Source organism: Micromonospora sp. NPDC003776 (assembly GCF_053605645.1).
The window spans coordinates 1-19,942 of sequence record NZ_JBSGJR010000022.1; the positions used below are offsets into that span (position 1 = coordinate 1).

The window sequence follows — 19,942 nt, forward strand, 5'->3', positions numbered from 1 at the left end:
GGACGCTACAACCCTCTCGGCTACCACGTCGGCACCGTCTGGCCGTTCGACAACTCCTTCATCGCCTGGGGACTACGCCGCTACGGCTTCGACCAGCAAGCCGGCCACATCGCCGAAGGCATCATCGACGCGTCCCGGTATTTCCAAGGGCGCCTCCCGGAGGCCTTCGGCGGCTACGACCGGACGCTGACCGGCCACCCCGTCCAGTATCCGGGGGCGAACAGTCCACAGGCCGCGGCCACCGGGGCGCCCCTGCTGCTGGTGCGCACGCTGCTCGGCCTGCAGCCGTACGAGGAGGATCTGGTGGTCGAGCCGGCACTGCCGGAACGGTTCGGCCGGATCGAACTGCTCGACATCCCCGGGCGATGGGGCCATGTCGACGCCATCGGCACACCACAGGAGGCCGAGGCGGTCGGCCGCTGACCCTGGCGGCGCCGCCTGCGGTCTGTGCAGTACGAGGCGATCGGCGACCTCTCCGAGGGCGTTCGGTGTGCACCTTCCCGACTCATGGATCGTGCCGCTCGCGCGGAGCCCCGCGTCAACCATGGCCATCGTGGTCTCCACGGCTCCGATCGGTAGCCGGCCCTCGCGCAGCGGAGGCCGCTGTGGCCGTTCCCGGCCGCAGCGGCCTCCGCGAGGATGGACAGCGCCGTTTCGGCAAGTGATGCACCACCAGGGTCGAGTCCTGCGGGCCCGACGAGACGGTCAAGCCCTGGCTGGCCCGGTCGCCGCCACATCCGTTCGGCGTGGGTGGCCCGGCCGCCGAGGGCAGCCATGTCCCGCATCGGCCGCCAGTGCCGCGAGGATGTGCGGTCGTCTATCCGCGGATTATGGCTGGGTGAGTTCCCCCGCTCTGATGTAGCGAGTGGTTCGTTGACGCCGGCTGGTGGTCACCGCGAGGGGATACTCCCCGGAGGCGAATGCCGCCGCAGTTGCCGCGCGCGAGCAACTGTCTTCAGCCGGCCGACGACCGGGCCGCCCGATTGCGGCAGCATCGCAGGCATGTCCATCGCACGCAGTGAGGCCACAGCCAGGACTTGAGGGCTCCGACGCGGACAGGTGGACCACGGCCCACTGCCGCGCGCCGTGGAGGTGGCCGGGGTCAGGCGGCCTGCAGGGACCGCTTGGCCAGGCCGAGAGCGTAGCCGTCGATGATGGTGGTCGGTGCTGTGGTGGGGTCGGTGGCGGCGCCGAGCGTGACGAACAGCGGGGTGAAGTGCTCGACGGTGGGATGGGCGTAGGGCATGCCCGGTGCGTTGGAGCGGAACCTGGCGAGCTCGTCAACGTCGCCGCGGGCCAGCGCCTGCGCGGCCCAGTGGTCGAAGTCAGACGACCAGCCGGGCACCTTGTCGAGGTTTTGCCAGTCGATGAACGGCAGCCCGTGGGTCATGTAGCCCGACCCGATCACCAGCACTCCGGACTCCCGCAGCGTCTTGAGCCGCCGGCCCAGTGCCATCAGCCGGTCCGGGTCGTGGGTGGGCATGCTCAGCTGCAACACCGGGATGTCCGCCTTGGGGTACATGATCTTCAGCGGCACCCAGGCGCCGTGGTCCAGGCCGCGGTTGCGGTGCTCGTGGACCTGCTCGGTGTCCGGCATCAGCGCGACGACCTGCTGGGCGAGGTCCGCGGCGGGGGGCGTGTCGTAGCGCATCTGGTAGTACATCGGGTGGAAGCCACCGAAGTCATAGACCAGGTCAACTGGCTGGGTGCTGGCGATGCTCAGCGGCGCGGACTCCCAGTGCGCCGACACGATCAGGATCGCCCGCGGTTTGGGCAGGGCCCGGGCCCAGGTGTGTAGCTGAGTCATCCAGTCGGTCATCTCGAACAGCATCGGTGCGCCGTGGCTGAGGTAGAGCGCCGGCAGCGGCCCGTCGGCCGGCGTCCACGGCTGGTGCCGTTGAGTGTTCTCGAGGGTCGCGGCCCGCCGCAGGTGCCTGGTGAACGGGTGCTGGGCGGGAATGAGCGCGTCGGCGGCGGCGGTGGTGGTGCCGGCGGTGGGGTGGTGGGTCATCGGTTCTCCTCACAGACGTGTGGTGCAGGACGGCGCGCGGGTGACGCGCCGGGGGCGCGCCGGATCGCGTGCGGACGCGGCCAGTTGGCGTCCGGGCGGGTCAGGCCGCGACGCCGAAGCCGCCGGTCCAGGAGACCGTCTCGTTCGCGGCCAGGCTGATCTGCAGGAAGCCGAGGGCCTCCATCTCCCGGGCCCGCTTGAGCGCGCCGGCGTCGATGGCGTTCAGGCCGGCCGCGCTGATCACGCCGATCAGGGTGGCCTTTGCGTCGGCGTCGTCGCCGGCGACCAGGACGGTTGTGGTCAACGCGCCGACGGTGCCGGTGGCGAGGGTGCCGGCGAAGGTGGTGTTGAACGCCTTGAGCACGCGAGATCCCGGCAGCTTTGCGGCGATCTCGGCGGCGGCGGAGCTGTCGGCGGGGACGGTGAGGGAGTCGAAGGTCTCGAAGTTCAGCGGGTTGGTGATGTCGACCACGACCTTGCCCTTGAGCTGGTCGCCGCGCTGGGCGAGCACTTCGTCGACGGCCGGGTAGGGGACCGCGAGGACGACGATGTCCCCGGTGACCGGTTTGTCGGTGTCGGTTCTGCCGAGCAGTTCGACGGTGTTGCCGCCCTTGGTGACGACGCTGGAGATGGCCTGGCCCATGTTGCCGGTGCCGATGATCGAGAGGTGTGCCACGGGAGTTCCTTTCCGAGTAAATGGTTGAACATTCAAGTAGAACGGTAGCAGGTTTACTTGTTCCGTCAACTATTCGGGTAGGGTGTGAGGATGAGCAGGCAGTGGTTGACCAACGAACAGTTGGCGACGTGGGTGCGGCTGGCCGCCGTGGTCGAGCTGCTTCCCGGTGCCCTGGACTCTCAGCTGCGCCGGGACGCTGGACTGACCCATTTCGAGTACATGGTGCTCGCGATGCTGTCGGAGGCATCCGAGCGCACCCTGCGGATGACCGCCCTCGCCGCGCGGACGAACGCCACCTTGCCGCGGCTGTCTCACGTGGTCCGGCGGTTAGAGGACCGTGGCCTGCTGGAGCGGTTCCCCTGCCCGCAGGACGGGCGGGCCACCAACGCTCGACTGACCGAGGCGGGCTGGCAGAAGGTGGTGACCTGCGCGCCCCGGCATGTCGACAACGTCCGGCACCACGTGTTCGAGGTGCTCTCGCCCGAGCAGGTCGCGCAGCTGGCCGGGATCACTGACGCGATCCTCGAGCGGCTGGACCCCGATGGGGTGATGACCGCCCCTTATCAGCGCCCCACCCCGCCGCCCGACGCTGCCGAGCCGGCTCGCCCCGCATGACATCAGACGGCGGGACGCTGACCGTCGCCGCCGAACTCAGCGCGAAGAGACGTGGAAGGTACTTCGGGCAGCCATCAAAAGCGCGCAGCACGCAACATCATCGCCGTAGGCGGCGGCATCGCCCGGCAACCAATGCTCCCGGCGGTCTCCGCATCGCTACCTCCAGGAGGAGTCAGGGACAAATCAGGGCCGACCAAGGGCAGGTCCCGATGCCGGCGCGCCGCGCCCGCCGGGACGCTGGATGCAGACGGCCCCGGCCGACCGCACCCGATTGCTCGAGAAAGGCAGCCATGAGCGCCGCACTGGTTTGGGCGATGGAGAGCCATCGCCCGTTGCTGCTCTTCTCCGCCGCGACGGCCGGGAGCAGCTCGACCATGCCTTCGTCGGGTAGGGCTGCGGTCCACCCGGTCGCAGGGTCGGCCGGCCAGCGAGCGTTGTGCCTGGCCTCGGGCGAAGAGCGATGACTGCGGGCCGGAGTGGCATGAAAATGCGCAGGCGCACCACAGCAGAGCCGGGGACGGCGGGCCTGACCGTCCGTTCGCTCCGCACGTTCTTCCTCGCCACGTTCGCTCTGTCCTGGGGTATGGGCATGTTGTACGTGCTGTTCCAGGCTAAGGTCGAGGCGATCTTCGGGCGGATGGGCTACACCAACCTGGTGTTCATCTTCATGGTCTACGCACCCGGCATCGTGGGCGTGCTCATGGTGTGGCGCCACTACGGGCTGTCTGGCCTGGGCGGCTTCTTCCGCCGCTTCACGTTGTCGCGCATGTCGCTGTCGTGGTGGCTGGTGCTGCTGATTGGCATGCCGGCGGTGTTCTATGGCGGAGCGGTGATCACCGGCAAACAGGCCGATCCTTTCCCCTCATGGTCGGCCGCGCTGCCGGCCCTGCTGGCGATGCTGTTCATCGGCCCCATTGAGGAACTCGGCTGGCGAGGCGTCGCGCTGCCGCTGCTGCAGCGGCGGTTCTCGCCGCTGTGGGCTGGGCTGCTGCTCGGCCTTGTGGTGGCGTTCTGGCATACGCCGTCGTTCCTGTTGAGTGGGACGAAACAGTCCGCATGGGCGTTCTGGCCGTTCTTCTTCGGCGTCGTGGCGATCAGTGTCATCCTCACGCCGATGTTCAACGCCGCGCGGGGAAGCCTGCTGGTGCCCTTCCTGTTCCACGCGCAGATGAACAACCCGGTATGGCCCGATGCCCAACCGTGGGACATGTGGCTGTTCGCCGCGACGGCAGTGGTGGTGGTCGTGGTGAACCGCGAGGCCCTGCTCGACCGTGCCGCAGCGGTGACCGCAATCCTCACCCCGGCTCACGACCCCGACACCGGGAACGACCCCATGCCCACAAACCGATCGCGCGTCACGGAGCAGGCAGCGCCGGCAGGTACCTGATCCTGCGACAGCGCAGCGGCAAACCCCGCGCGGGCGAGCGGACGATCGCGGACGTCTGACCGGGCGCGAGGACCCGGCGATGGCTCAGCAGAACTCATCGATGCCCCGTGAGTCGCAGCGGCTCGGTCCGAGTTGTACCGGCATCGGCCGCCGCGGGGGCTCAGAGGACCTGGGTACGCCACGGGTCTGCCGCCGCTATGGTCTCAAGGAGAGAACCCGCGGCCCGGGTCGGTCGTCCGGGGCGCTCGCTCGAGGAGCGGAGTGGATGTCCCTGCACATGATCGTCGGTGCTGGTCCGGTAGGAACGGCTACCGCCCGGCTGCTTGCCGAGCGGGGTGAGGCGGTGCGCATTGTGAGCCGGCGGGGGAGCGGCCCCCAGCACCCGGCTATTGAGCGAGTCGCCATGGACGCCACCGACGTGGAGGGCCTCAGCGCCTTGGCCGACAACGCTGCGGCCGTCTACAACTGCGCCAACCCGCCGTACCACCGCTGGTTGACCGATTGGCCCCCACTGATGTCCGCACTGCTGGCCGCCGCCGAACGCAGCGGCGCCGTGCTCGTCACAGCGAACAACCTCTACGGGTACGGCCCGGTTACCGGACCAATGGATGAGTCGACGCCGTTGTCGGCGACCCATCCGAAGCTGCGGCTGCGGGCCGACATGTGGCGGGGCGCGCTGCGGCGGCACGAGGCCGGCCGGATCCGCGCCACCGAGGTGCGGGCCAGTGACTACATCGAGGCCAACTCCCTGTTCAGCATTTCAGTGGCCAAGCCGCTGCTGGCCGGCAGGCGAGCGTACGTGCCCGCTCCGCTGAACGTTCCGCACAGTTGGACGTCGATCAGCGACGTGGCGAAGATTTTGGTCGCCGTTGCGAGCGACGAGCGGGCCTGGGGTCGGCCCTGGGCTGTTCCGACGAACCCGCCGGTGACCATCCGCGAGTTGGCGGTGCGGTTCACCCGGGTCGCCGGTGCGCCCCCGCCGAAGCTGATCTCCATTCCGTACCCGGTCCTCTGGGCGGTCGGGCTGTTCTCCCCGCTGGTCCGTGAGCTGCGGACGACGCGTTACCAGTTCTGCCGACCGTTCGTCCTCGACTCAACACTCACCACCCGGACGTTCGGCCTCCAACCGACCCCGCTCGATGAGGTGCTCCACGCCACCGCCGCGTCGCTGCGCGGTTGACGGCCGCCGCGGTGGTTCCCGCCAGGACGGCTGATCAACGCGGCCGCCACCGCACCGCACGCTCTCATCTCGGCCGTCGTGGCCGCCAATCCGAACACCGTCGTTGTGCTCAAGGATGGCGGCCCGGTGCTGATGCCGTGGCTGGACAAGGTGCCGGCGGTGCTTGAGGCGTGGTACCCGGCAGGCGATGTTCATTGAGCCATTCCGCGCAACGGCTTGAGTGCGTAGCGTGTCGTCCGGAATGAGTGGTCGTGGACGGGAATCGCCTGGATGGACGTGGCTGAGGGATAAGGGCGCGGAACTCCGCTACGAAGTGTTCCTCTCACAGACCACTGCCACCGGAGTTCCACGCCGGCCCCGCGAGGAGACCGTGTCGTTCCTGTCCGGCTTGCTGCACGCCGAACGACAGCGACGCGGGACCCGCGGGGGAACCCGCGTGCTGAGCTGCCGCCAGCAGGCGATACTCGTGCTGCGCTGGCTGCTCGACGGCACCCGGATGACCCAGCGGACCCGGGACAACGCGATCAGCCGCACGACCGGCTACGACTACCTGCACGAGGGCATCGCCGTGCTCGCCGCCCAGGCCCCGAGCCTGCACGGCGCCCTGCTGGCCGCGAAGGTCGCCGGCTATGACTACGTCCTGCTCGACGGCACGCTGATCGAGACCGACCGGGTATCCATTCCCGGCCCCGCGGAAGGCGTGGACCTGTGGTGGTTGAAGAAGCACGCCAACCACGGCGGAAACACCTAGGTGATCACCGCCCCGGACGGCTGGCCGCTGTGGACCTCCCCGGTCCGGCCCGGCCGGGAACACGACACCACCTGCCTACGAAACCCACCCCGACCTGCTCGACACCCTGACCAGCATCCGCCAGGACCTACGCACCCTGGCCGACCTCGGCTACGAAGGCGAAGCCGACACCATCGTCGTCGCGTTCAAGAAACCCAGAAGCAAGCAGCTCAGTGGAATCGAACAGCAGTTCAACCGCGCCCACAGCCGGCTGCGCGCGGTCGGTGAACGCGGCAACAGCCTGCTCAAGACCACCTTCAAGGCGCTACGCGACATCAGCCTGTGCCCATGGAAGATCGGCGACATCGTCGCGGCAGCCCTGGTCATTCTCCACACCGACCACCAACGAACCACCTGAACTCAGGCACTACGTAAAGTCACCCATCGTTACGGGGAACGGCTCACTGGCCGTCGTGGTGGATCCCAACGCGGAGGACGTGCTCGATCACGCCGTCGAGCTTGTCCCTGGCCGCAGCCAGCTCCCTGATGCGCTGATCGATGGCGTCACGCTCGTGACGGATCTTGTCGTACATGCTGCCGGTGACCATCCCAGTAGACACGCAAGGCAGAAGATCGACGATGGCGTGGCTGGGCAACCCCGCGGCGTACAACTGCTGGATCAGCTGTACCCGCTCCACAGCGCCCTGCTCATAGATGCGCTGCCCACCCGGCGTACGGGTCGAGTCCAACAATCCCTGCTGCTCGTAATAGCGCAGCGACCGCACGCTCACACCCGCCTGGTCTGCGAGCTTCCCGATACGCATTGTGTCTCTCCCATCACATTCGCACGGTGCAACTTGTCTCTGACGCCAATGTCAGGTTCTAGCGTAGACGACGGCTTCAGAAGAACGAGGAACCGAACCCGGGCCCGGTCTTCTGATACCGACCGAAGGCACATGCCGGAGTCGGAAGAGAGCAGATCAGCCTGAGGAGGCACATACATCATGAGCAGCGACATCAACGGCACCGACAGCACTCAGGACAGGATCGACCTGAGCGGAAAGAGCGAGCGGTACAAGAAGGGCATCGCCTACTACGAGACGATCCACGGTGCGGCGGGCGCGAAGTCCTTCGATGCCCTGGAAGCAATCGCTCCGGGGTTCGCGGACCTGCTCATCGAGTTCACCCTCGGTGACATTCACTCCCGCCCCGGCCTGGACGTGAAGACCCGCGAGCTCATCACCGTAGCGGCGTTGACCGCCATGGGCACCGCGAACCTCCAGCTCAAGACCCACGTCGACAGCGCCATGAACGCCGGGTGGACCAAGGAGGAGATCATCGAGACCATCACCCAGATGGCCATCTACGCCGGCTTCCCCGCCGCGCTGAACGGGTTCTTCGCCGCCGCCGAGGTCTTCGCCGCCCGTGAGGCAGCGGCGGCCAGCCAGGAGGCCTGACATGCGTCTCGCAGGACAGACCGCTCTGGTCACCGGCGCGAACAGGGGCATCGGCCGCCGGTTCGTCACCGAACTCCTGAACCGTGACGTGCGCAAGGTCTACGCCGGCATCCGCAACCCGGACACCGCCGACCAGGAGCTGCAGGAGGACTCGCGGGTGGAGATCCTGGTCCTGGACATCACCGACACCGCCGCTGTTACGGCCGCGGCCGGGCACGCTGGTGACGTCTCGGTGCTGATCAACAACGCGGGCATCTCCACCACCCAGGCCCTCCTCGATCTCAAGGCCCCCGACGCCTTCAGCGCCGTCAAGCGCGAGATCGAGACCCACCTGCTCGGAACGCTCTCCATGGCCCAAGCATTCGCGCCCGCACTCAGGCAGCACCACGGGGCGATGGTCAACATCTTGTCCGCGCTGTCGTGGTTCTCCTACCCTGGCTCAGGCGCCTACTCAGCCGCCAAGGCCGCTCAGTGGAGCCTGACCAACAGCCTCCGACTCGAACTCGCGCCCGCAGGTGTCCTCGTCCAGGGAGTACACCTGGGCGCGGCCGACACCGACATCAGCGCCGGCTACGACGGACCCAAGATCGACCCTACTGAGGTCGCACGAGCCAGCCTCGACGGCATCGAGGAGAACCAGATCGAGATCCTCGTCGACGACTGGAGCCGAGCCGTCAAAGCCGCACTCACCGACGAGCCGAACGCCGCACTCACCGCACTACTCAGCTAGAAACCGGTCCCAGGGTTCGTGGCGCGCCACCACCAAGACGCGCCACGAACCACCACCAGCACCGGGGCCAACCCAAGGCGTCAACCCCGGGGCCACCCGACCACATCGACCACCGGCGGACCACCTGAACCAGGCACTACACAACGTCACACATCTTTACCCGGAATGGCTCATTGTGTGGCCGCAGGCATTCAGCCTGCTGAAGCACCTCTTAACGAGGCAGTACGGTCAGGACCCGGACGATGTGATCGCGGAACTCTGCCATGTAGTTAGTTAGGAAAGCCTTGGTGGACTCGTTGGTGACCTCACCGTCGCCTGGGAAGATCTCCGGCGTATATTGGATGTACGCCTCGGGTGCGGTCATCTGCCGGGCGTTGCAAAAGCTGAGTACGGCGCGCAGGCTCTGTTGGGCCAAGGCTGTGCCGATCTGCCCAATGGATGCGCCGATCACTCCTGCGGCAATGTGGTCGAACGAATTCTGACCCCACGGTCGAGAGGCCCAGTCGATGGCGTTCTTCAACGCGCCTGGAATGGACCGGTTGTATTCGGGGGTGACAAACAGTACCGCGTTCACCTGGCGGATCGCGTCCTTGAGTGCGGCAGCTTCTGGCGGGTAGCTAGCATCGTAGTCCGGGCTGTACAACGGCAGGTTCCCGATCGGAATCTCAGTGAACTCGAGGTCCGCAGGCGCCAGGCGGAGCAGGGCTTTCGCGAGTTCCCGGTTGACGGATTTGGACGAGAGGCTTCCGACGAAATAGCCGACCTGGTACGTGCTCATCTGGTTCCTCCATCAGAGACAGCTCAATCCGGCCCGGAGTGCTCGAGTTCAAGCTTGGACCAGCATGCATGCGCACGCCCCAGGTTCGACGCAATTCGCGAGCCACGCCTGCGGGAGGCATCCGCCAGGACACCTGAGACTGCAGGTTGCGTGACCACGCCGGCACCACCCAGACCGGCACAAGGACGGCGACGAGGGACTGCCGTTCGCGGGGCGAGCCGATCGCCGCATACGCGACTTGCGCCGCCCGGACTTTGCCACTAGTTGGGAGTCGATGAGGGAAGGGCTTGCAGATCAACAGCGCAGATCCCGGCTCTGGGAGGCGCCGTTGTGGTAGGTCTCGCTGGCTCCGCACAAACAGGCGATGAGCACCAAAGTGCGCGCAGTCTGCAGAAGGCCATCTCAACAGGCCGCGGACGGCTGCCACGAGCAGTTCTCTCGGATCCGAAATTCAGGTTTTGATCCTCTGGAAGACCTAGGTTGACTCGGGGGGGTCATGACCGAAGTTGATCGTGCGGGGGGCATCGTGGTCAACAGTTCGACTCAGCACCGTGGCTCCATTGGGACCGTGTCACAGCGCGGCATCCCCGAGCAGGTGGATGTAGCGATCGTCGGCTCTGGCGGGGCAGGGCTGATGGCGGCGCTCAGTGCCGCGAAGCAAGGGGCGCGGGTCCTCGTTGTGGAGTCCCAGCCGATCGTCGGCGGCGCTACCGGGATCTCTGCAGGCGCGGCCTGGATCCCGAATCATGGATTTTCGACCAAGGATCTGAAGGTGAACGACGACCTGGACAAGGCGCGGCGTTACATCTATGGCGAGGGTCGGGACAGAACTCTTGACCATGAGCTGGTGGAGAAGTTCCTGGAGACGGGGCCGCAGGTCGCCCGATTCATAGAAGAGCACACCTCGTTCGGTTGGATTCCGACGCTCTGGCCGGACTACCGCTCCGACATCGATGGCGCGTCGGTCGGACGGGCCCTGTTCCCCGGCCCGTTCTCCCCGGAGGGATTGGGGGAGGCCGCCGCGTTCGTGCGACCGGCCCTGACCACTGGCATGGCCCGGAATCCACTCCCGTTCTGGCTGCTGGGTGGGATCAGTAGTGATGCCGTGTGGCTTGCCGGACCAGCGTTGGTCGGCGCCCTGCTCGAGGCGGTCCTGGGTAACGGCGTCGACGTACGCGTCCAGACGCCCGCGGTCGGGCTCATCACGGGTGGGTCGGAGGTGCGGGGCGTCGTCGTACAAGACGATGACGGCGTCGAGCACACGGTACGGGCCACCAGGGGCGTCGTGCTGGCCAGCGGCGGGTTCGAGGGGTCGACCGACCTGACCAAGAGTCACCTCCACGCACCCTTCGCAGTGCAGGTTTCGCCGCAGGGGCATGAGGGCATCGCGGTGCAGCTGGCCCGGGACGTGGGCGCCGATCTGACCGGTATGCAGGACGCCTGGTGGATGCCCGCGGTGCAGGTGCCCGGCGAGACGCTGGAGGGCCGCCCGCTCAGTCGTGTGTTCCTGGGTGAGCGTGCGCTGCCGCACAGCATCATGGTGAACCATCGGGGTGAGCGCTTCGCGAACGAGGCTCTCCCATACGACCAGCTCGGACAGATCATGCGCGAGGTGGACCCGGAGACGGGCACCATGCCGAACGCCACCGCGTGGCTGATCTTCGACCACAACTACTGGACGAAGTTTGGAATCTTCGGCATCATCCCCGGCGGTCCGGTGCCCGACTACATTCACCGGGCTGACACTCTGGCGGAGTTGGCCGCCCAGATCGGAGTCGACGATGTGGGGCTGCTCCGGACCGTTGACCGGTTCAATCCCGAGGCCGGACGAGGTCGCGACCCGTACTTCGACCGCGGTGGCACACTGTTCGATCGGTACTTCGGCGCCTACTACCCCCGGTTGAGCAAGAGGTCCCCCGACGCGCTGTTCCCAGCCGCCACCGCGAAGGCGCGAATGATCATCGCGAAGGCGATCGGACCGATCGTGAGCACTCTGGCGGCACGTGCGGCGAAGAAGAACGACCCCGAACGCCTGCGCTCCCTCGTGGTCGGGCCCATGACGAAGATCGTACGGCCGGTCCTGAAGAGCCCGAGGTCAAGCGTCCTGGGGCCCGTCAATACCCCGCCGTACTACGCGCTCAAGGTTGAGGCCAGCGCGCTCGGGACCGTGGGTGGCCCGAAGACGGACGCACACGGGCACGCGCTGAACACCGATGGCAAGGTCATCCCAGGCCTGTACGCCGCCGGCAACGCAGGAGGCGCACCAACGAAGGGGTTCTACGGGGGCGCCGGAGGAACCATCTCGCTGGGACTGGTATTTGGCTACCTAGCGGGACAGGAGGCAAGCCGGCGGCAGGACGTTGCTTGAGTCATCTCGTTTTCGAGCCGACCGCAACTGCCTCCGCCGCAGGTGACCGCCTCGTTGAAGTGCTGCTGCTCTTGATTTGTGAACGGTTTGAGGACCCGGTAGCCGGTTTTCGGCATCCTGCTCGCCGCGCTCTTCATCGTGAGAGCCACTTGCAATGCCAGGATCGGTCCTGTCGCTGCTGGGATCGATCACCTTCGGTTCCTGCGGGGTTGCAGCATGCCGATTGAGTTGACCTTCGAGGCGAGTCGAACCTGAACGTCACAGCCGGACTGCCTCGCAAACGCCCCTGCAGCGACCGTCAGGAGGTGACCGGCGTCGTGCCGATGGGGCTAGCCGATGGCGACGCCGGGTCGGTGGACGGCGAGCCGCTGGGCGCAGGGCTGCTCGGCCCCGGCGTGCCGGCCGACGGGCTCGGCCCAGGTGTCGATGGGGCCGGGGTGGGGCTGCCGGACGGGCTGGGAGCGGCGGTGGTGGGCGGCAACGAGGGGGTGTGCTGGTCGATCCGGGCGTCGGTCGCGCGCCTGCGGTCCACGCAGCGGACGAGCACCTGGACGCTGTACTACCGGGACCGTAACCTCCGGTTCCACCGGTACGACCTGACCCCGCCGACTCCCGATGTCGGGAAGCTGCTCGACGAGTTGGACCGCGACTCGACCGCCATTTTCTGGGGCTGAGCCTGGCTTGCACTGGTGGGATGCGGCAAACTGTGGCGCCGTGAGCCCAGTGAGCCGTAACCGGCGTCGTAACGGCAAGAAGCGATCGGTCCGCAGCGGAGCGCCACTCGTTGTGCTCGGCGCGCCTGAGGAGTGCGACTGCCCGCACTGCGCCGGAGTGCCGGGCACACCGGGCGACATCGGCGACCTGCTCGCGCAATCGGTCGACCTCGACGCCATGCAGGAACCGCTGGAGGTGGAGCTCGGCGCCTCGATGCTGCTGGCGATCGGGGCGACCATCAGCGACGACGTCGACCGCATGGTGCGGGAGCTGTTCGTCCCGACGTTCGAGGCGAAGGCCACCTCGGCGGCGCGGGCGATGCTGGCGGGAATCGGTGCGATCTCCGACGGCGCGGCCAGCCGTGCTGCGACGGAGGCGGCTCGCAGGCTCGCCGATGCCGGCGTGACCGCGCCGTCCTGGCTCGCCGAGCTGGATACTCCAGTCACGGTGGAGGACTTTCGTCGCTTCGCCGATCCGGCGGGATTCACGTTCCTGCTGGCCGCCCGGTTTCAGCGGGCCGGGCGGTCGCATGTCGTCGCCATGGCGATGGACGACTGTGACTGTGGCGCCGCCGGTCACCTCCTGTTGATTGAGGCGGAGCGGTGGCCGGAGGCGCGCGAGGCTTTGCTGTCCGACCTGCGTGCCGGCGGCGTCGACGTCACCGAGGAGAAGCTGCGGCCGGCGGACTTCCGCCGGGCGGTGGAGGACGCGCTGGACGCCCGCGCCGGCCATGACCGGGTCGACCCCGATGCGCTGGGTGCCCTCGTCGAGGTCGACGGCCCCGGCGATGCCGCACTGGCCCTGCTGCTGCGTGCCTGGATCCGGGCGCTGCCGATGCCCCGGCAACGCCGACGGGGCCGGTTGCACGACGTCGAACTGCATGTCGCCTCGATCTCTGCGCTGCTCGACGTGCTCAGCCCGCCCCGACGGGGCGGTGCGCTGCCTACCCCGCGACGCTCGGCGAGCCTGCCGCCGAAGCGGAAGAAGGCGGACGGCGCGGCGGCCATCCAGCAGATCAAGGTGGGTCTGCGAGGCGCGCGGCCGCCGATCTGGCGGCGGCTCGAGGTGCCCGCCGACATCAGCCTCGCCCGGCTGCACACGCTGATCCAGATCGCCTTCGGCTGGAACGACAGCCACCTGCACGTCTTCGAAACCCCGTACGGCAGTTTCGGCCGTCCCGACCCGGAGCTCGGTCACCGCGCCGACTCGCGGGTCACCCTGGAGCAGGTCGCTCCGGCCGTCGGGGACAAGCTGCGGTACACGTACGACTTCGGCGACAACTGGGAGCACGACGTCCTGGTGGAGAAGGTCCTGGACCGGGACGCCTCGGTGACATACCCCCGGTGTGTCAGTGGGCGGCGGGCCGCGCCACCGGAGGACTGCGGCGGCGTGTGGGGGTACGCGGAGCTGGTGGAGATCCTGGCCGATCCCACTCACCCGGAACACCGGGCGCGGCTGGCCTGGCTAAACCTGGACGATCCCGCCTGCTTCGACCCAGCCCGCTTCGACGCGAAGGCGGTCACCGCAGCCCTGCAACAGAGGCGGTAGCGGCAGTCCGACGGTCGGGCGCCTCGCTCCGGTGCTGCCGGACTGACGGTGCCGGTCAGTCAGCAGCGCCGGGAGAAACCACCCAGGCGGTTGGCTGGCCGGTGATCGCCGTAATCATGTCGAAGTCGCCGTCGTAGTGCAGCACGGTGGCGTCGTGTCGTTCGGCGGTGGCGGCGATCAGCAGGTCTGCCATCGAAAGCGCCCGGTGGCTGCCCTTGTGCAGCGCCTGGACCTGGACGTCGATCGCCCGGTCCCAGATCTCGTCGGGCATGGCCAGCCACTCGAAGCCGCCGAGCAGCCACCGCGCGCGTTGCGCGTCCTTGGCCGTGCGGGCGCTGTGGATCACCTCGATCTCCGCCGCACCGCACACCGCCAGCAGCCCCCGGTCGGACAACTCGTCGAGCACGGGCGCTACGGCGGGCTTGGGCCAGCGGGCGAGCGCCGACTTGTCGACGAGGTAAAGCTCCCGGCTCACGCCGCGTCCGGCTTGGCCGCGCCCGTTCCACCGGTCAGGTCGGGAAGGCCGCCGGTCTTGAGCCAGTCGGCGAATTCGCGCCGCTTCTCCCGCTTGACGACGGCCTCAAGAGCCGCGTTGACCGTCGCCTTCTTCGTCGACGTGCCCAGGATCTTCGCCGCTTCTGCGAGCAAATCGTCGTCAACGTCCAGGATCGTTCGCGACATGCTTCGGACCTCCCTGCCGACAGCCATTCGACACCGATGATATCAAGACTTTCTGAAGTTGATATCATCGCGCCTTGGGTGCCGGCACGGCGGTCGTCGCGGAGCTATGACCCGTCAACGACCTGCGTACTGAACATGATCCTGGTCGGGGATCTCCTCAGGCACAGTCCTCATCCGACACCGCTCCCTCCCCGTATTGATGGACATCAGCCCAGCCGCCCGGGGGCCTCGGTCGGGAACCGAAATTCTGACCGGCGTGCTCGAAGCAACAGTGCGTGACCCATCAGGTCGGGGCCCCAGCGTCAGACTCTGATGCGGGCTCAACCTCCCAAGATGCAGCCGACGTCGGCGGGCGACCGGACCACCATTTTCACGCCTGCGTGGCGTCCGAACCAGGTTGGAATGACTCTGGTCATTCCGGGCTCATCCTGCGACTGGCCGAATATGATCAAGAAGCTTCACGAACGCCCGGGGATGGTCAATCGGCACACCTGTGGTGCCCAGCAGAGGGATGAGCGGGGTTCGCCGGTTCGCGCGCCACTCGGGACCCGGACTGCCCCTCGTTGTCGGGGGGTCTTGCCGCCACTGACAGAGGTTGTCAGGGGACCACCCCTACGGTCGCGGCATGAAGAACAATTTCGACTTCCTCGTCGGCACCTGGGACTCGAAGCAGCGCCGCCTGCGCGAACCGCTCAGCGGCAGCAGCGACTGGTACGAGTTCACGGGCCAGACCAAGAGCTGGAACGTGTTCAACGGCGCCGGCAACATCGATGAGGTGTGGTTCCCCAGCCTCGGCTTCGGCGGCGTGACCTTGCGTCTCTACAACCAAGAGCGCGACGAATGGTCGCTCTACTGGGCCAGTAGCACCACCGGCCTGGCCATGCCGCCCAACGTCGGCCGCTTCGACGATACCGGCGTGGGCACGTTCCTCTGCGAAGAGCGCTACAAGGGAACGCCTATCGTCTGCCGCTACCGCTGGTCCGAGATAACCGGCACCTCGGCCCGCTGGGATCAGGCCTTCTCCACCGATGGCGGATCGACGTGGGAGACCAACTGGGTCGCCGATTTCCGGCGTACGTCATGATCGCCCAATCGGGCCCCGACTGGTGCTGACGATCTCACCTGGGGCAGCGGCCCAGGGCGTCGGCAAAGTCGTGAGGGTGTCCGGCTTGATGGGGTTGGTGTAGACGCGCCCTTGGTGGTGGTAGCAGGGCGGGCATGACCGGTTCAGATGATCATCGAGGTTCTCTACGCCTTGTTGATCGTCCGAAATGAGTCATGCCCGCACTGCCATCATCGCTGATCTCGTCTGTGGCCGCCGCACCGGCTGTCACCGTGCCCGAAACCGCTGCCGGGCTGCCCGCAGCGCTGGCCGATTTTCCGGATCCCCGCGCCCGCCGCGGTGTCCGGCACCGGCTCACCGTGGTGGTGACCGCAACGGTCTGTGCCGTGGTGGCGGGCTACCGCTCCTACACCGCGATCGCCGAGTGGATCGCTGACGTGTCGGCCGCGACCGCGGTCGCGCTGGGCATCGCTCCGGACCGGCGTCCGTCGGAGGCGATGATCCGCAGGCTGCTGCAGGCCGTGGACCCGGACCTGCTCACCGCGGCCGTCAGCGGCTGGCTCGCCAGCCGGGCCATAGCCATACCCGCAGGGCGCAGGCGGGGGATCGCCGTGGACGGCAAGACACTGCGCGGCTCCCGCACCACCGACACCCGCGCCCAGCACGTCCTCGCAGCGTCTCTAATTAGCTAAGCGATCCTGAGTCGAATTGAGTGTCCGGGATCGTTTCCCACCTGGGTGGGGTCGCGTGGGCGTGGAGGTGGAATCCTGCGCCCAGCGCGGCTCCGCGTGGCTGGTGGCCGGTGGTGGGTGTGCTGATCGTGTTCACGTCCTGGTGCCGGTGGGCTGCGCGGGGCAGCCTTGTCCGGTCCGTTGGTGCGTGTCCCTCCGGACGCTTACCCGCCCGGCTGTGGGGCCGGGTGGGGGAGGGTGCCCTGCGTCGCCGGGGCGCGGGGCGTGGTGGCTGGTGCCGGGTGGGGCCGGTCTTCGACCGGTCCCCGCGGCTGGTCTTGGTGATGACCGCGCAGGCTTCGAGCTTGTCGAGCACGGCACGGATGATCATGGCGCCGTTGCTTCGGTCGGTGACGGTCTTGGCCTGGTGGGTGAGGCCGCGGGCGGCGATACGCCGCCAGGCGCCGTGGTCACGGTCGCCCTGCCAGCCGCACCCTTGAACGTTGGGGCAAATGGCCCATTTCCAGCCTGGGGTGGCGGGCCGGTCGGGGGCTTTGCGGTGCCGTAGCGGGGTCAGGCATTGCGGGCAGTGCTTGGAGGTGTTGCGGGCCGGGACGCCGACGACGGCGATACCGTGCTCGGCGGCGAGGTGCCGCATCCGGTCGACGATCTGCCCGCGGACCTGCTGCGACAGGCGCGTGTTCAGGCTGGCCCCCATGCCCTTGGCTTCCATGGACCGCAGGTCTTCCACATAGATCACGCTCGCGGCGGCGGCGATCGCCTGGTCCACGGTCCAGCGGGCGGCAGCCCACGCGAGCGCGGCGTTCAGGTTCTGGCGGCGTTCGGACACGTGCCGGATCTCGTCGCGCAGCACGGCAAGCTTGCCCGCAAGTTGATGCCGCGGGTCGACGCCGATGAGCCGCTGATAGTGGTCGGCCTTCGCGCACAGCCGCTCACCGTGACGGCGCAGCCGATGCTGCTTGGCGAGGACTCCCGCGGCCCGGAACTGGCCCCCAGCGCCCAACGCGGTGATCCGGCCATCGGCATGCCGTCGCAGGGCCCCCGCGCTCAGCAGCGTGTTCAGGCCCCAGTCCACACCGAGCGCCACCGTGTGACCGGTGCGCGGGGCTTTCGGCACGGCGTGGGTGTAGGCGACATCGGCGCGGACCTGCCGGCCGGCCACGCGCAGGGTGGGCAGGTGCAGCATCGCGTCCGCCGGGACGGTGGGCGGCAGGGTGATCGGGCAGGCCACCCACGTCCAGTCCCCGTACGCGCGCGGATCCGGACGTACCGGCAACTGCAGGCGCAGCAGCACCCTGCCCGGATCGGTGTCGCCGCGTTCCATCGTGGCCTGCTGCCGGTCACACGCGGACAGCAACAACATCCGCGCAACCCGCGGCGCGCCTTCCAACTCGAACACGTCCACCGGCAGGCGACCGTTGACGTTGAGGAACCGGGCCACCTGCCGGGTACGCGCTTTGACGACGTTGGCCGGCAGATCCTTCCCGCCAGGGATCGCCTCCCGAACCTGCTCCCACTCCCGCGGGGTGCGCTTGCCCGGATCGGCCGGCCAGGATGCGAGGACTCCGGCGGTCAGATCGGCACGCCATGTCACCGAGCGCAGCGCACGCCCGGCCTGCTCCTGCGCCATCCGCACGATCCGGTCATTAACCCTCACCCGTCGGGGACGGTGGCGGTCCAACCCAGTCGCCGCAACGCCATCCACGCGTTCGACGGCAACCGTCGGCCCCCCACGTCCACACCGGAGGCCAACACCTGCACATCGACGGCGTTCCACCGCTGCGCCAACAGCCCGGAGACCATGCCCGCCACCAGATCGGCGCACCAGCCGACACGCTCGGCCAGCACCGCCTGGGACAAGACCTTCCCGGTCTGCTCATCCACACCGGCGCGCACAAAAGCCCGGACGCAGGCGGTGCGGGAGGCCTCGCCCTCAGCCAGCGACACCATCCGACTCACCCGCCACCAACCTCACCACACCCAGACCCGGCCAACATGCCAGCACCGCCACACGGCAACACTCACCGCCGGCGCAGACCCCCCACCGCCCCGCATCAAGACAGAAGACACCGACACCCACGACCGACCAACGATCACTGACGATCCTTAACCAGGTCCTTCAGCCTGCGAGCAGGCCACCGGCGTGGTCCTGGCTAGCACCGACGTGGACGGCAAGACCAACGAGATCACGCGCCGGGTGCTGGCCGTGCTCACCTACCTCGACGGCGCCGGCTGAGGGGGCGCAGCCCCATGCATGATCAGCGGGCCCACCTAACCTGCCGCCGCAACAAGCTCGCCTGCTGACCGACGTGGAGCCAACCCCTTCCAGCACCGTCCGCGGCAGATGGGGTCGCCGACCGCTTCAGCTCGGCGCTGATCTTGCAGACGACACCTGGCACGATCGCTCGGCGCATGAGGAACACTGGCCGGCATGGCTGATTTGAGCGATGCGAAGGCTGCGCTGCACCACTACCTCCAGGCGACCCGGGAAGACCTGATCTGGAAGCTCGACGGGCTGAGCGAACGCGAGGCCAGGCTGCCCCGCACCGCGTCCGGCAACAACCTGCTGGGAGTCCTCAAGCACTGCCTCAATGTCGAAGCCAGCTACCTCGGGCCGACCTTCGGGCGTGAGTTCCCGGCGCCTGAAGAACTGGTCCCCATGCAGGCCTACGACGACGATCCCCAGGCAGACTGGTATGCGCGCGAGGACGAGACGAAGGATGGGCTGATCGATCTGTATCGCCGTGTCGGGGTGTTCGCGGATCAGACGATCGAGCAGCTACCCCTGGACGCGCCGGGGCGGGTGTCGTGGTGGCAGCCAGGCCGACAGGACGTGACGCTACAACGGATCATCATTCACGTGACCAGCGACGTCGCCCGTCACGCCGGTCACGCCGACATCATGCGTGAGCAGCACGACACGGCCATCGGCCTGCGGCGGGGGAGGACCAACATTCCTCACGACTATGACTGGCCGGCCTACGTCACCAAGCTGACGAAGCTGGCTGACCGCTTCGGATAGCCGCCCGGCCCCGCCGGTCCGCCGGCGACCCGCAGCGGCTCGCCTGCGTGGTAGCCGTCGAGCCCGATCCACGGGGCGGCGCCAACCGGGCGGGTGTGGGAGCCGCGGGCGCCCTCGCCGGGCTCGCCGAGGACGAGGTGGCCGGCCTCGACTCGGGCCACGTCACCTACTGCACGTCGGCGATATGACCTGAAGCTGCGGAAGCGGCCACCGCAGATCCGCGGTTGTGTCCACACAACATAAGCAGGATCTTGCGGTGGCCGCGCCGTGTCTGTCCGTTCAGCAGCGGC

Annotated in this window: 21 protein-coding genes and 2 pseudogenes; 14 read left to right on the forward strand and 9 right to left on the reverse strand. The window is 68.0% G+C overall.

The genetic code is table 11. From position 1 onward, the window contains the following. Window positions 1-423: pseudogene (locus ACWEVO_RS03955) on the forward strand (glycogen debranching N-terminal domain-containing protein); the annotation flags it as partial. Between the two features lie 679 nt (window positions 424-1,102). On the opposite strand, the gene ACWEVO_RS03960 reads toward ACWEVO_RS03955, so the two are convergent. Continuing rightward, window positions 1,103-2,011, reverse strand: coding sequence for a dioxygenase family protein (locus ACWEVO_RS03960; protein WP_452306066.1), 909 nt, complete (start codon window positions 2,009-2,011; stop codon window positions 1,103-1,105). A gap of 100 nt (window positions 2,012-2,111) precedes the next feature. Continuing rightward, window positions 2,112-2,687: an NADPH-dependent F420 reductase gene (locus tag ACWEVO_RS03965; protein WP_452306067.1), complete on the reverse strand. Its 576-nt coding sequence runs from the start codon at window positions 2,685-2,687 to the stop codon at window positions 2,112-2,114. 90 nt (window positions 2,688-2,777) lie between these two features. Between ACWEVO_RS03965 and ACWEVO_RS03970 the strand changes: the two genes are divergently transcribed. From ACWEVO_RS03970 to ACWEVO_RS03990, 5 genes and pseudogenes are all read left to right on the forward strand, one after another. Beyond that, window positions 2,778-3,302: a MarR family winged helix-turn-helix transcriptional regulator gene (locus tag ACWEVO_RS03970; RefSeq protein ID WP_452306068.1), complete on the forward strand. Its 525-nt coding sequence runs from the start codon at window positions 2,778-2,780 to the stop codon at window positions 3,300-3,302. 481 nt (window positions 3,303-3,783) lie between these two features. Beyond that, the gene (locus ACWEVO_RS03975) at window positions 3,784-4,689 is read left to right on the forward strand and encodes a CPBP family intramembrane glutamic endopeptidase (RefSeq protein ID WP_452306069.1); all 906 of its coding nucleotides are present in this window, start codon (window positions 3,784-3,786) and stop codon (window positions 4,687-4,689) included. A gap of 265 nt (window positions 4,690-4,954) precedes the next feature. Next, window positions 4,955-5,869 carry an NAD-dependent epimerase/dehydratase family protein gene (locus ACWEVO_RS03980; RefSeq protein ID WP_452306070.1) on the forward strand — a complete coding sequence of 305 codons (915 nt, stop codon included), beginning with the start codon at window positions 4,955-4,957 and terminating at the stop codon, window positions 5,867-5,869. Between the two features lie 33 nt (window positions 5,870-5,902). Further along, window positions 5,903-6,067 (forward strand): glycoside hydrolase family 3 C-terminal domain-containing protein, encoded by a 165-nt coding sequence (locus ACWEVO_RS03985; RefSeq protein ID WP_452306095.1) that lies wholly within the window; start codon window positions 5,903-5,905, stop codon window positions 6,065-6,067. Between the two features lie 115 nt (window positions 6,068-6,182). Continuing rightward, window positions 6,183-7,017, forward strand: a pseudogene (locus tag ACWEVO_RS03990) (transposase family protein). Window positions 7,018-7,060: 43 nt separating this feature from the next. Here ACWEVO_RS03990 and ACWEVO_RS03995 read toward each other — a convergent pair. Continuing rightward, window positions 7,061-7,423, reverse strand: coding sequence for a MerR family transcriptional regulator (locus ACWEVO_RS03995; protein ID WP_452306071.1), 363 nt, complete (start codon window positions 7,421-7,423; stop codon window positions 7,061-7,063). A gap of 180 nt (window positions 7,424-7,603) precedes the next feature. Here ACWEVO_RS03995 and ACWEVO_RS04000 point away from each other — a divergent pair, with 180 nt between their 5' ends. Both ACWEVO_RS04000 and ACWEVO_RS04005 read left to right on the forward strand, forming a co-directional pair. Beyond that, window positions 7,604-8,056 carry a carboxymuconolactone decarboxylase family protein gene (locus ACWEVO_RS04000; protein WP_452306072.1) on the forward strand — a complete coding sequence of 151 codons (453 nt, stop codon included), beginning with the start codon at window positions 7,604-7,606 and terminating at the stop codon, window positions 8,054-8,056. A 1-nt stretch (window position 8,057) separates the two neighbouring features. Continuing rightward, complete coding sequence (locus tag ACWEVO_RS04005) at window positions 8,058-8,786, forward strand: SDR family oxidoreductase (protein WP_452306073.1); 729 nt, start codon at window positions 8,058-8,060, stop codon at window positions 8,784-8,786. A gap of 211 nt (window positions 8,787-8,997) precedes the next feature. Here ACWEVO_RS04005 and ACWEVO_RS04010 read toward each other — a convergent pair whose 3' ends face one another. Further along, window positions 8,998-9,564 carry an NADPH-dependent FMN reductase gene (locus tag ACWEVO_RS04010; protein ID WP_452306074.1) on the reverse strand — a complete coding sequence of 189 codons (567 nt, stop codon included), beginning with the start codon at window positions 9,562-9,564 and terminating at the stop codon, window positions 8,998-9,000. A 496-nt stretch (window positions 9,565-10,060) separates the two neighbouring features. Here ACWEVO_RS04010 and ACWEVO_RS04015 point away from each other — a divergent pair, with 496 nt between their 5' ends. The 3 genes from ACWEVO_RS04015 (at window position 10,061) to ACWEVO_RS04025 (ending at window position 14,194) form a co-directional block, all read left to right on the forward strand. Further along, on the forward strand, window positions 10,061-11,932 hold the full coding sequence (locus tag ACWEVO_RS04015) for an FAD-dependent oxidoreductase (protein ID WP_452306075.1): 1,872 nt from the start codon (window positions 10,061-10,063) through the stop codon (window positions 11,930-11,932). A 305-nt stretch (window positions 11,933-12,237) separates the two neighbouring features. Further along, window positions 12,238-12,606 (forward strand): DUF3024 domain-containing protein, encoded by a 369-nt coding sequence (locus ACWEVO_RS04020; protein WP_452306076.1) that lies wholly within the window; start codon window positions 12,238-12,240, stop codon window positions 12,604-12,606. Window positions 12,607-12,646: 40 nt separating this feature from the next. Further along, window positions 12,647-14,194 carry a plasmid pRiA4b ORF-3 family protein gene (locus ACWEVO_RS04025; RefSeq protein WP_452306077.1) on the forward strand — a complete coding sequence of 516 codons (1,548 nt, stop codon included), beginning with the start codon at window positions 12,647-12,649 and terminating at the stop codon, window positions 14,192-14,194. Between the two features lie 55 nt (window positions 14,195-14,249). Here the strand turns inward: ACWEVO_RS04025 and ACWEVO_RS04030 are convergent, their stop codons facing one another. Both ACWEVO_RS04030 and ACWEVO_RS04035 read right to left on the reverse strand, forming a co-directional pair. Next, window positions 14,250-14,669, reverse strand: a complete 420-nt coding sequence (locus ACWEVO_RS04030; protein WP_452306078.1) for a PIN domain-containing protein — start codon at window positions 14,667-14,669, stop codon at window positions 14,250-14,252. Beyond that, the gene (locus tag ACWEVO_RS04035) at window positions 14,666-14,875 is read right to left on the reverse strand and encodes a type II toxin-antitoxin system VapB family antitoxin (protein WP_452306079.1); all 210 of its coding nucleotides are present in this window, start codon (window positions 14,873-14,875) and stop codon (window positions 14,666-14,668) included. The genes ACWEVO_RS04030 and ACWEVO_RS04035 overlap by 4 nt, the downstream gene beginning before the upstream one ends. 625 nt (window positions 14,876-15,500) lie before the next feature. Between ACWEVO_RS04035 and ACWEVO_RS04040 the strand changes: the two genes are divergently transcribed. Together ACWEVO_RS04040 and ACWEVO_RS04045 are read left to right on the forward strand one after the other, a co-directional pair. Continuing rightward, on the forward strand, window positions 15,501-15,959 hold the full coding sequence (locus tag ACWEVO_RS04040) for a hypothetical protein (RefSeq protein WP_452306080.1): 459 nt from the start codon (window positions 15,501-15,503) through the stop codon (window positions 15,957-15,959). Window positions 15,960-16,210: 251 nt separating this feature from the next. Then, complete coding sequence (locus ACWEVO_RS04045; RefSeq protein ID WP_452306081.1) at window positions 16,211-16,630, forward strand: transposase family protein; 420 nt, start codon at window positions 16,211-16,213, stop codon at window positions 16,628-16,630. Here the strand turns inward: ACWEVO_RS04045 and ACWEVO_RS04050 are convergent. Both ACWEVO_RS04050 and ACWEVO_RS04055 read right to left on the reverse strand, forming a co-directional pair. Continuing rightward, window positions 16,623-18,287 (reverse strand): zinc ribbon domain-containing protein, encoded by a 1,665-nt coding sequence (locus ACWEVO_RS04050; protein ID WP_452306082.1) that lies wholly within the window; start codon window positions 18,285-18,287, stop codon window positions 16,623-16,625. The genes ACWEVO_RS04045 and ACWEVO_RS04050 overlap by 8 nt on opposite strands. Beyond that, entirely contained in the window at window positions 18,284-18,589 is a 306-nt protein-coding gene (locus ACWEVO_RS04055) for a hypothetical protein (protein WP_452306083.1), read from the reverse strand. The genes ACWEVO_RS04050 and ACWEVO_RS04055 overlap by 4 nt, the downstream gene beginning before the upstream one ends. 472 nt (window positions 18,590-19,061) lie before the next feature. Here ACWEVO_RS04055 and ACWEVO_RS04060 point away from each other — a divergent pair, with 472 nt between their 5' ends. After that, complete coding sequence (locus tag ACWEVO_RS04060; RefSeq protein ID WP_452306084.1) at window positions 19,062-19,652, forward strand: DinB family protein; 591 nt, start codon at window positions 19,062-19,064, stop codon at window positions 19,650-19,652. Here ACWEVO_RS04060 and ACWEVO_RS04065 read toward each other — a convergent pair. Then, window positions 19,610-19,888: a DUF7586 domain-containing protein gene (locus ACWEVO_RS04065; protein ID WP_452306085.1), complete on the reverse strand. Its 279-nt coding sequence runs from the start codon at window positions 19,886-19,888 to the stop codon at window positions 19,610-19,612. The two genes, ACWEVO_RS04060 and ACWEVO_RS04065, sit on opposite strands and share 43 nt — an antisense overlap. Window positions 19,889-19,942: the final 54 nt, after the last annotated feature.